The sequence below is a fragment of the Bacillus sp. VT 712 genome (assembly GCF_001614195.1).
GTDB lineage: Bacteria > Bacillota > Bacilli > Bacillales > Bacillaceae_H > Priestia > Priestia flexa.
The window spans coordinates 92,801-105,193 of the sequence record NZ_LWBK01000003.1; the positions used below are offsets into that span (position 1 = coordinate 92,801).

Annotated in this window: 14 protein-coding genes; 9 read left to right on the forward strand and 5 right to left on the reverse strand. The window is 36.9% G+C overall.

Features of this window, described 5'->3' with window-relative positions; translation table 11 throughout:
• Window positions 1-13: 13 nt before the first annotated feature.
• Window positions 14-904, forward strand: coding sequence for a deoxyribonuclease IV (locus tag A2U94_RS02095; RefSeq protein ID WP_025911609.1), 891 nt, complete (start codon window positions 14-16; stop codon window positions 902-904).
• Window positions 905-1,240: 336 nt separating this feature from the next.
• Here A2U94_RS02095 and A2U94_RS02100 read toward each other — a convergent pair whose 3' ends face one another.
• Window positions 1,241-1,492, reverse strand: coding sequence for a DUF2624 domain-containing protein (locus A2U94_RS02100; protein ID WP_025911607.1), 252 nt, complete (start codon window positions 1,490-1,492; stop codon window positions 1,241-1,243).
• Window positions 1,493-1,702: 210 nt separating this feature from the next.
• Here A2U94_RS02100 and A2U94_RS02105 point away from each other — a divergent pair, with 210 nt between their 5' ends.
• From A2U94_RS02105 to A2U94_RS02115, 3 genes are read left to right on the forward strand one after another with little or no spacing between them, the layout of a single operon-like run.
• The gene (locus tag A2U94_RS02105) at window positions 1,703-2,482 is read left to right on the forward strand and encodes a metal ABC transporter ATP-binding protein (protein ID WP_025911605.1); all 780 of its coding nucleotides are present in this window, start codon (window positions 1,703-1,705) and stop codon (window positions 2,480-2,482) included.
• On the forward strand, window positions 2,479-3,321 hold the full coding sequence (locus A2U94_RS02110; protein ID WP_025911604.1) for a metal ABC transporter permease: 843 nt from the start codon (window positions 2,479-2,481) through the stop codon (window positions 3,319-3,321). Before A2U94_RS02105 ends, A2U94_RS02110 begins: the two co-directional genes overlap by 4 nt.
• The gene (locus A2U94_RS02115) at window positions 3,318-3,743 is read left to right on the forward strand and encodes a Fur family transcriptional regulator (RefSeq protein WP_025911602.1); all 426 of its coding nucleotides are present in this window, start codon (window positions 3,318-3,320) and stop codon (window positions 3,741-3,743) included. Before A2U94_RS02110 ends, A2U94_RS02115 begins: the two co-directional genes overlap by 4 nt.
• A 343-nt stretch (window positions 3,744-4,086) precedes the next feature.
• Here A2U94_RS02115 and A2U94_RS02125 read toward each other — a convergent pair whose 3' ends face one another.
• Window positions 4,087-4,659: a 5' nucleotidase, NT5C type gene (locus A2U94_RS02125; protein ID WP_025911601.1), complete on the reverse strand. Its 573-nt coding sequence runs from the start codon at window positions 4,657-4,659 to the stop codon at window positions 4,087-4,089.
• A gap of 143 nt (window positions 4,660-4,802) precedes the next feature.
• On the opposite strand from A2U94_RS02125, the gene A2U94_RS02130 reads away from it, so the two are divergent.
• Window positions 4,803-5,150: a DUF4190 domain-containing protein gene (locus A2U94_RS02130; protein ID WP_025911599.1), complete on the forward strand. Its 348-nt coding sequence runs from the start codon at window positions 4,803-4,805 to the stop codon at window positions 5,148-5,150.
• Between the two features lie 36 nt (window positions 5,151-5,186).
• Here A2U94_RS02130 and ispG read toward each other — a convergent pair whose 3' ends face one another.
• On the reverse strand, window positions 5,187-6,290 hold the full coding sequence (gene ispG / locus A2U94_RS02135) for a flavodoxin-dependent (E)-4-hydroxy-3-methylbut-2-enyl-diphosphate synthase (protein ID WP_025911598.1): 1,104 nt from the start codon (window positions 6,288-6,290) through the stop codon (window positions 5,187-5,189).
• 141 nt (window positions 6,291-6,431) lie between these two features.
• The gene (gene yqfZ / locus A2U94_RS02140; protein ID WP_025911597.1) at window positions 6,432-6,761 is read right to left on the reverse strand and encodes a protein YqfZ; all 330 of its coding nucleotides are present in this window, start codon (window positions 6,759-6,761) and stop codon (window positions 6,432-6,434) included.
• A gap of 85 nt (window positions 6,762-6,846) precedes the next feature.
• Between yqfZ and A2U94_RS02145 the strand changes: the two genes are divergently transcribed.
• Together A2U94_RS02145 and A2U94_RS02150 are read left to right on the forward strand one after the other, a co-directional pair.
• A complete protein-coding gene (locus A2U94_RS02145) occupies window positions 6,847-8,064 on the forward strand; it encodes an MFS transporter (protein WP_025911595.1) in 1,218 nt (405 codons plus the stop codon).
• Between the two features lie 89 nt (window positions 8,065-8,153).
• Window positions 8,154-8,747, forward strand: coding sequence for a hypothetical protein (locus tag A2U94_RS02150; protein WP_025911594.1), 594 nt, complete (start codon window positions 8,154-8,156; stop codon window positions 8,745-8,747).
• Window positions 8,748-9,068: 321 nt separating this feature from the next.
• On the opposite strand, the gene A2U94_RS02155 is transcribed toward A2U94_RS02150, so the two are convergent.
• Window positions 9,069-9,845: a DUF1189 domain-containing protein gene (locus A2U94_RS02155; protein ID WP_025911592.1), complete on the reverse strand. Its 777-nt coding sequence runs from the start codon at window positions 9,843-9,845 to the stop codon at window positions 9,069-9,071.
• Window positions 9,846-10,080: 235 nt separating this feature from the next.
• Here A2U94_RS02155 and A2U94_RS02160 point away from each other — a divergent pair, with 235 nt between their 5' ends.
• Both A2U94_RS02160 and A2U94_RS02165 read left to right on the forward strand, forming a co-directional pair.
• The gene (locus A2U94_RS02160; protein WP_025911591.1) at window positions 10,081-11,736 is read left to right on the forward strand and encodes a Na/Pi cotransporter family protein; all 1,656 of its coding nucleotides are present in this window, start codon (window positions 10,081-10,083) and stop codon (window positions 11,734-11,736) included.
• Window positions 11,737-11,864: 128 nt separating this feature from the next.
• Complete coding sequence (locus A2U94_RS02165) at window positions 11,865-12,347, forward strand: DUF456 domain-containing protein (protein ID WP_025911590.1); 483 nt, start codon at window positions 11,865-11,867, stop codon at window positions 12,345-12,347.
• Window positions 12,348-12,393 lie beyond the last annotated feature (46 nt).

Below are 12,393 nucleotides of genomic sequence, written 5' to 3' on the forward strand. Positions count from 1 at the left end.
AGGTGGTAACAACATGTTAAAAATCGGTTCACACGTATCAATGAGTGGGAAAAAGATGTTACTTGGTGCTAGTGAAGAAGCTGTTTCATATGGAGCGAATACGTTTATGATTTATACGGGTGCTCCTCAAAATACAAGACGCAAAAAAATTGAAGAGCTAAACATTGAAGCTGGTCTACAGCATATGAAAGAAAACGGTATTGATAATATCGTTGTGCATGCTCCATATATCATTAATATTGGGAATACAACAAATCCAGCCACGTTTGAGCTTGGAGTAGAGTTTTTAACTTCAGAAATTCAGCGCACGCATGCTCTTGGGGCTCGCCAAATTGTGCTTCATCCAGGAGCTCATGTAGGAGCAGGGGCAGAAACAGGAATCAAGCAGATTATTAGTGGGTTAAACGAAGTGCTTCGTCCAGACCAAGAAGTACAAATTGCTTTAGAAACTATGGCTGGAAAAGGTTCTGAATGTGGAAGAAGTTTTGAAGAAATCGCTATGATTATTGATGGAGTGACGCATAACGAAAAGCTGTCGGTTTGCTTTGATACATGTCACGTTCACGATGCAGGCTATGATATTGTGAATGATTTTGACGGTGTGCTAAACGAATTCGACAAAACAGTAGGTATCGACCGTATTAAAGTACTGCACGTTAACGATAGTAAAAATAGCTGTGGGGCTAAAAAAGACCGACATGAAAATATTGGATTTGGCCATATTGGATTTGACGCGTTAAATTACATTGTCCATCATCCAGCATTTGTGGATGTACCTAAAATTTTAGAAACGCCGTACGTTGGTATTGACAAAAAGACGAAAAAAGCACCGTATAAGCTTGAAATTGATATGCTAAAAGCAAAAACGTTTGATCCCGAGTTACAAAATAAGCTGATGAGCTAACAGCTAAAATAAGCTGGGACATAAGTATTTGAGCTAACGAGATATCCGAACTAGTGGAAGTTAACGACTTTTGATAGTTTGGGTATCTTTTTGTTTGTTTTGAAAATAAGTTAAAAAGCCTAGTGGAATGGAGCGTAAGACATATGACTCCTGCGGGAACAGAGGAAAGGCTGAGACCCCGCAGCGCAGCGAGGAGGCTCAGATTCCTCCCCGCGGAAAGCGAGTGTCTGCAGCGCAATGGAACGAACTGGTTATTACAGCCTAAAGACTTTAGAAAAGGCATACGTGGTCTTTGAGAAAAAATCGTTTCGTTTTTTCTTAGACTCTTTGTTTATGTTACATCAGTTTTTGGAACAGCTCATTAACCTTTTTAGCCGTTTCACGATCTGTTACTTGAGCAATTTGTTTAATTAAATAACGCCGCTCAGATTCATTGTAAATATTTACAGGTTTTTGCTTAATGACGTTTACAAGAGTATGAGCCTGTTCAGGTGTAATGAATACATTATACTGCTTACTATAGCTAAGCAGCTCTTTGGGTGTTAAGTTATTTATTTTTTTGTTAACGATTTGTTGAACAATTTTCATGTCAATCCCTCCTCGTTATATATATTGTATGAGGGAAAGTGCCACATGTGCCAATTTTCTTTATGTGTTAAAGTTTACAACAAAGTAGGATTGAGGTATACTACTAGAATGATTAAATCGTAACGATTCTGACATGAATGGGGTAACGGCTAAGACAATAAACCGTGCCCTGTTCGTCGTGCTTAAATATAGAAAAGAATGGTGATGGATATGAGTGTAGCGAATGCTATTGAAGTTGAACAATTATCGTTCCAATACGATGGGAGATATGTTTTAGAAGACATTAGCTTTTCAATTCCAAAAGGGTCTTTTTTAGGGCTTGTGGGTCCAAATGGCTCTGGAAAATCAACGCTTATTAAATGTATTCTAGGATTGCAGAAGCCTTCAAAAGGATTAATTCGCTTATTTGGGACAGAACAAAGAAAATTTAAAGAGCGAAGCAAAATTGGCTATGTGTCACAAAAAGCAAATAGTTTTAACAGTGGTTTTCCCGCAACTGTATTTGAAGTTGTATCAACAGGGCTAACGTCTAAGATTGGCTTGTTTAAGTTTATGACACCAGCACATCGAAAAAAAGTCAAAGAAGCAATAGCGGCAGTTGGTATGAGTGAGTTTATAAATCGAAATATAGGTGAGTTATCCGGTGGACAGCAACAGCGTATTTTTATTGCACGTGCTCTTGTGAGTGATCCGGAGCTGCTTATATTAGATGAGCCAACGGTTGGTGTGGATGCTCAAAATGTTCAAAATTTTTATCAATTATTAGAAAAGCTAAATAAGGAACACGGAATTACGCTGTTACTTGTTACGCATGATATTGGAACGATCACTGATAAAGTAACGCACGTTGCGTGTTTAAATAAATTTTTACATTTTCACGGGGAATCAAAGGACTTTGAAACGTTTTGTGAGCATGATGTATCCATGTTTTATGGACATGACATTCATATGTTAACTCATCACCATGACCATGGAGGGCAGCACGCATGATTGCAAGTTTATTTGAATTTGAATTTTTACGCAATGCATTTGCAACGGGAATGATCATTGGAATCCTAGCTCCGCTTTTGGGCGCTTTTATCGTTGTGCGCCGCCTTTCTCTTATTGCAGATGCGCTTAGCCATGTAACTCTTGCCGGAATTTCTTTCAGCTTGTTATTGAGTCAGAAAGTAGGGTTTATGCAAGGGGTAAATCCACTATATCTAGGAATGGTTGCTTCAGTTGGAGGATCGCTTTTCATTGAAAAGCTACGTGCGGTTTACAAGCATTACCAAGAATTAGCCATTCCCATTATTTTATCGGGCGGAATAGGAATTAGTGCCATTTGTATTTCATTAGCAGATGGCTTTAACAATGACCTAATGAATTATTTGTTTGGTAGCGTGAGTGCTGTAAGCCGATCGGATTTATGGACGGTTATTGGTATTGCGGTAGTAGTTATTACGCTCGTTTTCGTATTTTATAAAGAATTATTTATTTTATCCTTTGATGAAGAGCATGCGTCAGCATCTGGCATTAAAGCGAAATGGGTGCATTTTTTATTTATCGTAATGGTTGCTTTAGTTATTGCGGTTTCCATGCGAATTGTTGGAATTTTATTAGTGTCATCCTTAATGACGCTTCCGGTAGCAGCGAGCATTCGCTTAGCTAATGGTTTCAAACAAACCATTTTATTATCGGTCATGTTTGGAGAAGTATCCGTACTAGGTGGGTTGTTTTCAGCTTACTATTTAGATTTAGCTCCCGGAGGTACAATTGTTGTCATTGCTGTTATAATTTTAATTATATCAATTATGATTAACAAAGGGCGAAAGGGGAAAAGAACATGAATTTGTCAGAAGCAATTAATTTGTTAAAAGATGAAGGATATAAGCATACTGGAAAACGAGAAGAAATGCTTACGTTGTTTTCAAAAACGGATAAGTACTTAACGGCTAAAGATGTGTTAGAGCATATGCGATTGGATTATCCAGGTCTTAGCTTTGATACTATTTATCGTAACTTATCACTATTTGCAGACCTTGGCATATTAGAGATGACGGAGCTTTCAAGTGAAAAGCACTTCCGCTTTAAATGTGCAACTAAACACCACCATCATCACTTTATTTGCTTAGAATGCGGCAAAACAAAAGAAATTGATGCTTGTCCAATGAAGTATGTAAACGAAGACTTAAAGGGATTCGATGTAACGGGACATAAATTTGAAATCTACGGCAAATGTACGGATTGTAACGAGCAAGTGGTAAACTAAATTTTATAAACAAAGAGGCTGGGATATAAGTAATTCAGCCAATGATAAACCTGAACGATCGAGAGTTTCTCACTTTTAATCGTTCAGGTTTTTTGGTTGATTGTGAAAACAATGTTGGAAACAGGGTGGAATGGAGCGTAGGACACTCGACTCCTGCGGGAAAGAGAGGGAAAACTGAGATCCCGCAGCGCAGCGAGGAAGCTCAGGTTCCTCCCCGCGGAAAGCGAGTGGCCGTAGCGCAATGGAACGAACGTGTTGAGACAAATCAAAGAGATGGGAACAGCTAGTGTTCGTCTTTTAGAACCAATCATTTTGTTATGTCCCAAACTCTTTATTGTTGCAATTATGATTGTATTTTTAACCAATTGTTTACCCATTCATTTGCTTCTATCCAATTATGAACCCGTACCACTTTTGACGGCACTGGAAGGCGGTTATAAGGTGTATCAAAAAGAATGACGGGTATATCGCACTCTTCGCTTATATCACAAGCATTATCGTGTTTGTCCTCAAAAAAGATATCCACTTTGTGCTTTTTCGCTGCTTCTACTTTAAAGTGCGTTCCAATTAGTTCAATATGATGAAAGGATACATCATGTTCATTAAACCAATTTTCTGTCACATCCAATAGCTTATCTGAGCGAGCGCTGATAAAAAAGAGCTCATGCTGCTTATGCCATTGCTGCAAAATTTCCTTTGCATGTGGAGCAAGAGGGGATGTTTTGTAAATGGCAGCTTCGTTGTCTGTAAACCATTGTGCTAATTCTTCGCGAGTAGCATTTACAAAAGGTAAAAAATCATACTCCGTAATATCTTCGTAAGTTAAATTTGCATTAAATGCTTTATTCAAATGAGAAACAAATGTTTCGGGTGAAGTGACTGTTCCATCAATGTCAATTCCAAATCGTTTAGACAACCAATTGCACTCCAATCTGTAAAATCTTCTCTAGCGGCTTGTTATGTTAAGTGTACTAAAGTAAGAAAACATTAACAACTATAATTTTAAGATGACATCACATACTATAAATGCTCCTTTATTTCAGAAAGTGAGGGATAGACATGGAGAATGAGCAGCATGAACGACGTAAGGATATAGATTATGACGCGTACGAAGCAGACTTTATGGAAGAAACGGCTGCTGAGATAGCAGTTCCAGCTTCAGCACGTGAAGAGCATATTCATCGTGAACATGAAGTAGTTGATCGAGATGAAGGGAAAGGGTATGGGCGTTTTGCGCTAATCCTATCCATTCTTTCGTTATTCTTCTTGCCAATTATCCTTGGCGCAGCTGGGATTATTTTAGGGTTTATCGCACGAAGAAAAGGAGCATATACGTTAGGAGCATGGGCAATAGGAATTGGGATTGTATCCATTATTGTGGGAACCTTTGTCCTCCCGTTCTTTTAACAAAGAAAACAGGGTACCGAAACGGTACCCTGTTTTTTAAGCATTTTGTTCTGCTTTTTGTTTTTCATAATATTCTTCAGCAATTTTATCTACTTCTTTTTTCAACTCTTCAACCATTGTTTCCTCTGGAACCTTACGAACGATTTCACCCTTGCGGAAGAGCAATCCTTCACCTCGAGCGCCAGCAATTCCGATATCGGCTTCACGAGCTTCACCAGGTCCGTTTACTGCACAACCTAATACGGCAACTTTAATTGGTGCCTTAATGTGTGAAATATACTCTTCGACTTCGTTTGCAATGCTAATGAGGTCAATTTCAATGCGTCCGCATGTAGGACAAGAAATTAAAGTCGCTGCGTTAGCTGCTAAACCGAATGATTTTAATAATTCGCGAGCTACCTTTACTTCTTCAACTGGATCGGCACTTAAAGATACACGAACGGTATTTCCAATACCTTTAGATAAAATAGCACCTAATCCAGCAGCGCTTTTTACTGTTCCAGCAAATAATGTACCAGACTCTGTGATACCTAAGTGTAGAGGATAATCAAAAGCTTTTGCTGCCTTTTCATATGCTTCAATGGCTAGGTTTACATCAGAAGCTTTCATGGATACGATGATATCGTGGAAGTCTAAATCCTCTAGAATTTTAATGTGATGTAATGCACTTTCCACCATGCCATCAGCCGTTGGATATCCGTATTTATCTAGAATACGCTTTTCAAGTGACCCTGCGTTAACTCCAATACGAATTGGAATACCCTTAGCTTTCGCAGCGTTCACAACAGCTTCAACTTTTTCACGGCGTCCAATGTTTCCTGGGTTAATTCGAATTTTATCAGCTCCGCCTTCAATTGCTTTTAAAGCAAGACGGTAATCGAAATGAATGTCAACAACTAAAGGGATATTGATTTGTTTTTTAATATCTGCAATAGCATTTGCTGCGCGCTCATCTGGGCAAGCTACGCGAACAACTTGACACCCTGCTTCTTCTAGGCGCTTGATTTCAGCAACCGTTGCTTCAACATCATGTGTCTTTGTTGTTGTCATGCTTTGGATAACTACTTCATTATTACCACCGATTGTTAAATTTCCAACTTTAACAGGGCGTGTTTTTGTACGATGTATAATTTCACTCACGTGATAATCTCTCCTTCAAAAAGAAATCAAGAATTTAGATTCATTAATAGAATAACTCTTTATAGATAAAATAACTAGTATAAAGTGTCGCTTGTTTATTTTAACAATGACAATCTTTGTTTGACAAGAAGTATGCTGTAATTACTTGTAAGTAGGAAATTTATATGTTTTTCCAACTTGAATTTCATGTGGAGAAAGCCCGTTGTTTAAGCTTGTAAAGTCCTTTGATAGCTGATTGATTGAAACGGGAATAGAGCCTTTTAGTGCTTTTTCTATAATGGACAATACTGTATCACCAGCTTTTACTCTTACTTCTATAAAGTGTGTTGTTGTTTGTGTTGGTTTTTCTTTCTCAACATTTGCTATGACAGGAGCAGCTTCAGTTGAGGAAGGGATCGTACCATATTTAATATCATAATGACAAATATAACCAACAAATGCGAGAGCGGCAAGGGCAGATAGTCTTTTCATAAGCTCCTCCTGAAAGCAAATTTTAAATAAACAGGGTGTTATAGCTTATGCTTGCCCAACTTTAACTATGAATGGAGAATTTATTTTGAAAGAAAAATTAATGATGATCTCACTAGGATTATTACCGCTCATTATGGTGTTAGGAAATTCTACTTTGATTCCTCTGTTACCAAATATTCAGCAGTCCTTAGGTTTAAACGAATTGCAAACAGGCTTTATCTTAAGCGCTTTTACAATCCCGGCAGCCATTTTAATTCCAATTGCAGGCATCCTATCCGATCGTTACGGTAGAAAAAAGCTTATTTTAATTTCGTTAACCTTTATTATGGTTGGAAGTGTTATTTCATTTTTAAGCATGGCCATACCAAATGAGGCATTTTCAATTCTAATTGGGGGGCGAGTGATACAGGGAATGGGAGCAGCAGGCACGACAACCCTTGCAATGGCCTTAGTAGGCGATGTGTTTCATAATGATAAGCGAGCGACGGCATTAGGATTATTAGAAGTTTATAACGGAGTAGGGAAGGTAATTGCTCCTATTATAGGTGCAACTGTTGGGCTCGTAATATGGTCTGCTGTTTTTATTGTCTATCCTTTAGTTGCATTGATGGCTTTTTTAGGTATTAGCCGATATGTGGAAAATGTAAAGGGCAGTGAAAATGTGTTAGGAATTAGAGCTTATTTTCAACAAGCTTTTCGAATTGTTTACCAAAGAAAAAAAGAATTGTTTCCTCTTTTTTTTATAGGAGGGGTAGGATTGTTTATTGTGTTTGGTGTTCTGTATTTTCTATCCTTTTTAATTCAGGAAACGTATCATATCGATGGTTTTTTTAAGGGAACAGCTTTTTTCTTCCCTCTCAGTGCGATGACCCTTGCTTCTTACTGGAGCGGAAAAAGAATTAAAAACGATGAGGCACTAATGAAGAAATTAATGCTTCTAGGTACGAGTTTATTATTTGTAACGTTCGGCTTGCTTATTTTTGTTCATTCTCTGTCTGTTTTAATGTTTAGCTTGACGCTTGCTTTTGGTGGGCTTGGCTTTGTATTACCATGCGTCAACATGATGATTACGTCTACAGCTTCAGATGCAGAAAGAGGATTTGTTGTGTCATTATACGGGACAACGCGATTTCTAGGTGTTGCTTTAGGACCCATTGTATATGGAATTTGGATGATGAATGAAAAAAGCATGTACGTGTATAGCTTTCTGACTTTGCTGATAGCGGGTGGCTGGTTGATTTTACGAATCTTCAGTTCAGTTGATATTGGAAAGAGAAAAGTCGTAAAAATGAAATCGAAGTAGTTCTTTTTACCTAAAGAGAACAATTTTTTTACATAGAATTTACAACCTTCTGTCATACTTTTGACTAGTAGTTACAGGGGGGAACAAAATTGAGTATGAACAAACAGAGAAAAAAGAAAAAATCCCAGCAATTTTCACTTTCAGTAAGGTTGTTAGCAGTTGTCATCTTGTTATTGATCTTTGCAATCTCTGCAGTTGGAGCCTTATCTTATATTAAATCCAAAGAAGGTATTGTTTCAGTGATTGAAAATCGTTTGAAAAGAGAAATCAATACTTCGTTTGAAATAACAAGAAATTTAATGACAATGTATATAAATGAGCCGGACGAACTGCAGCGTAAAATGAACCAAAGTATAAAACAACAAATGGCTGAGCTGCAAAGAGAAGGAATAGCAGGTGAAGTAATTCTTTTGCAGAAGGAAAAAGCTGTGACGCTTGTAGAAAATCGTAACGTAACAGTAGATATTTCAAAACCTCTAGAGAAAAAGGTGGAAAGAATAGGGGAGGGTGTTGTCCATTTTCAAGTTAAGGACCAAGGTTACACAGTAGCCTTTAAACAAATTCCTGAAGTTAAATCTTTAATTACGTCTTTTCAGTTAATGTTAGAGCATATGCAATCAATGTTTTTACAACTAAAAGAAACAACTGCTGCTCTTGATAATACGGGTTATATGCTAAAATAAGCCTCGACTAATTCACTTGACCATAATAGACAGTTAGTAGAGATGACAGATCTTTTACAAATAGGCGCTTCTCAAACGGCTACTAGTTCAGAACAAAATATTAATTTTTTTCAAAACATGAATCAATATATAGATAGTATGATTTCTCAAATGAAACAATTATCAATAAATACAAGAGAAATGGATGAATGAGCTAAAATGGGGCAGCTGTCTGTTTAACAAATGTTGAAAACACTGATAAAATAGGACAGGAGTTAGCCACACTTTCCAAAAAACTGCAGCAAGTCGCTCATTTCTTTTAATTACTATAAAGCGTACCTCTTAAGCGTTTAAAGAGGTACGCTTTTCCTTTTTAATCGGAAGCCTAGATAAAATAAATACATATGCAAATAGCACTCCAACTAAATAAAGGCTTGTTGAATAAGGCGCAGAATAAGAGAGCAAATCAATTACCATAAATAGAACAGTCATGGGAGTACTGCTGTAAGCACTCAACACCCAAGCTTGTTTGAACGTCAATATTCTTTTGGTGAAGCGACTCGCGTACAGACCAATCACAGCAAACAGTGTAATTTGAATAAACTTTAATCCTGCTGTTAAACAAAATAATAACAAGACAGAGAGAGGAATGAAGATAAAAAGTGTATTTTTAATATCTTTTAAGTGATGTAAAAGATTTTCTTTACTTAAAGAATTCCATCCTAAAAGTTCGTATGAATAGACCTGTACTTGGCCCTTAATGGCAAGAAAGACACCATCTTTTAGCAACCCTATTCCATATAAAGGCGGTGCACTTGAAATCTCCTCAGTTGTAATGGTGGAATCTAGAGTAAACGAAGAACTAGAAACATTTCTTTTTTCTTTTTCATACAGTTTGAAATCCTCAAGGTAAACAGCGGTGGATGGGGTTTCAATATGCTGAACGGCGTTTTGATAACCGCTTACAATTGTGGGTATCATAAAAAGCAAAGCTGGTAGTAATGAAAAAGCAGTTAGCAATAAAACATACCCAATGGTTTTATTTGGATGTTCAAACCGAAGCATCACTGCTTTTTTTGGAAGGTATGTACTTATTAAAAAGCGGCGAAACATTTCCATGGGCAAAGCTCCTTATTTTAGTAACATTTGCTTTTTATTTTACCATTATATTCATAATGAAAGTGTGAAAAAATGACTTTTTTTATGTGGATGCTGTGTTATGTAAATGAAATGTTAAGATAATGTAAATTTTTTAGAATCAGCGTTTACACAACATTTATTTTACGTTAATAATTATGTGGGACTTGTAGATGTCTGTCGAAAAATGAGACTGTAGAGATAGGAGTGAAATTCTTTGGAACTAGATGTTCAGAAGATGATATTTGAATTTATCGGTGGCCTCGGGATTTTCCTGTTTGGGATTAAATTCATGGGTGATGGCTTACAAAAGTCAGCTGGAGATAAATTACGCGATATACTAGATCGTTTTACAACCAACCCATTTATGGGTGTGTTAGCAGGGATTTTAGTTACCATACTTATTCAAAGTAGTTCCGGAACGACTGTTATTACCGTAGGGTTAGTAAGTGCTGGTTTTATGAACTTACGCCAAGCCATTGGCGTTATCATGGGAGCGAATATCGGGACAACCGTTACAGCTTTCATTATCGGTATTAAAATTTCAGACTATGCGCTACCGATTTTAGCTGTAGGTGCTCTCATGCTATTCTTCTTTAAAAGCAAGCCAGTTCAAAACTTTGGTCAAATCGTATTTGGCTTTGGGATGTTATTCTTTGGTTTAGAGCTAATGGGCGATGGCATGAAGCCACTTCGTTCCCTTCAAGCGTTTCAAGACTTAACAGTAAGTATGAGTGATAACCCAATTTTAGGTGTTGTCATCGGTACAGTATTTACGGTTATCGTTCAAAGCTCAAGTGCAACAATTGGTATCTTACAGGAGCTATTTGGCCAAGGAGCAATCGATATTTATGCAGCGTTACCGGTATTGTTTGGTGATAATATTGGTACAACTATTACGGCAATTTTAGCATCCATTGGTGCAAGCGTTGCTGCAAGACGCGCAGCGTTAACTCATGTTGTATTTAATATTGTGGGTACAGTAATTTTCTTAATTATTTTACCGTTATTTACTAAAATTATCATCTATCTGCAAGGGGCACTAAGTTTAAATCCAGAAATGACAATTGCATTTGCGCACGGTGCATTTAATATTTCTAACACAATTATTCAGTTCCCATTAATCGGGTTCTTGGCTTATATCGTAACAAAAGTAATTCCTGGAGACGATGCGCTAGTTGACTTTAAACCGAAACATCTAGATCCAGTTTTTATTGAACAATCACCATCAATTGCGTTAGGACAAGCAAAAGAAGAGCTCGTTCGTATGGGGCAATTCTCAACAATTGGATTAGAAGAAGCAAACAATTATTTGAAAACGAAGCAACATAAGCATTCTGATATGGCTTTACAAATTGAAGATGCCATTAACAATTTAGATAAAAAAATTACTAACTATTTAATTTTACTTTCTTCTTCTTCTATGTCAGCTTCAGAAAGTGAAGAGCATTCAATGCTGTTAGACACGGCTCGTGATATTGAACGTATTGGAGATCATTTTGAAAATATCGTAGAGCTTGTTGATTATCAAATTACTAACAAAGTAAAGGTAACATCTGAAGCTAATAAAGATTTAGCAGAAATGTTTGAACTAACAATTTCAACAGTTAAAGAAGCTGTTGCAGCACTAGAGAACAACGATCGTGAAAAAGCTGTTCACGTAATGCAACAAGAAAATCAAATCGACAGCATGGAGCGTTCACTTCGTAAAAAGCATATTTTACGCTTAAACGAAGGTGCTTGCACAGGCTCAGCTGGTATTGTATTTGTTGACATTATTAGTAACTTAGAGCGTATTGGAGATCACGCAGTTAATATTGCAGAAGCAGTGTTAGGAGAAAATCAAAAGAGTGTGACTCAAAAATCTCAATAAGCTAAAAAGAGCGACTCGTTAACGAGTTGCTCTTTTTTATGGAATATTATTATCAAAAAAGTTGTTACAGTGTATACTGTTTGATAATAATAGTAAATAGAGATTGAGATGAAAGGAAACGTGTTAAGTTGGACTTTTTATATTGGACACTCATTGCAATTTGTTTTGTTGTATCATTTATTGGATTAGTCTATCCTATTATTCCAAGCGTACTGTTTGTAGCACTTGGATTTTTATTGTACGGGTTTTTCTATAGTTTTGAACCATATACTTTCTTGTTTGTGCTTATTCAAGGTCTGCTTGTGGCAGCACTTTTTGCCGCTGATTATTTGGCAAATCTAATTGGTGTTAAAAAGTTCGGTGGAACAAAAGCGGGTATTTGGGGAAGCACCATTGGATTGTTGGTTGGTCCATTCTTAATTCCTGGGCTTGGTATATTAATTGGCCCATTTTTAGGGGCGGTGATTGGTGAGTTAGTTGTACACCGTACGAATTTTCAAAATGCTATAAAGATTGGTTTTGGATCGTTAGTTGGCTTTTTCAGCGGTGCTATTTCAAAAGGAATTATACAGGCGGCAATGATTATTTACTTTCTTATCGTTGTTTTATAATAATTTGTTGACTTTTAATTAAAAACATGTTAAATTTTTAATGTCG

Bases quoted from the DNA above. Each gene is read 5' to 3' on its own strand.
- A2U94_RS02095 (WP_025911609.1), top strand. From the start codon at position 14: ATGTTAAAAATCGGTTCACACGTATCAATGAGTGGGAAAAAGATGTTA.
- A2U94_RS02100 (WP_025911607.1), bottom strand. From the start codon at position 1,492: ATGAAAATTGTTCAACAAATCGTTAACAAAAAAATAAATAACTTAACA.
- A2U94_RS02105 (WP_025911605.1), top strand. From the start codon at position 1,703: ATGAGTGTAGCGAATGCTATTGAAGTTGAACAATTATCGTTCCAATAC.
- A2U94_RS02110 (WP_025911604.1), top strand. From the start codon at position 2,479: ATGATTGCAAGTTTATTTGAATTTGAATTTTTACGCAATGCATTTGCA.
- A2U94_RS02115 (WP_025911602.1), top strand. From the start codon at position 3,318: ATGAATTTGTCAGAAGCAATTAATTTGTTAAAAGATGAAGGATATAAG.
- A2U94_RS02130 (WP_025911599.1), top strand. From the start codon at position 4,803: ATGGAGAATGAGCAGCATGAACGACGTAAGGATATAGATTATGACGCG.
- yqfZ (WP_025911597.1), bottom strand. From the start codon at position 6,761: ATGAAAAGACTATCTGCCCTTGCCGCTCTCGCATTTGTTGGTTATATT.
- A2U94_RS02155 (WP_025911592.1), bottom strand. From the start codon at position 9,845: ATGGAAATGTTTCGCCGCTTTTTAATAAGTACATACCTTCCAAAAAAA.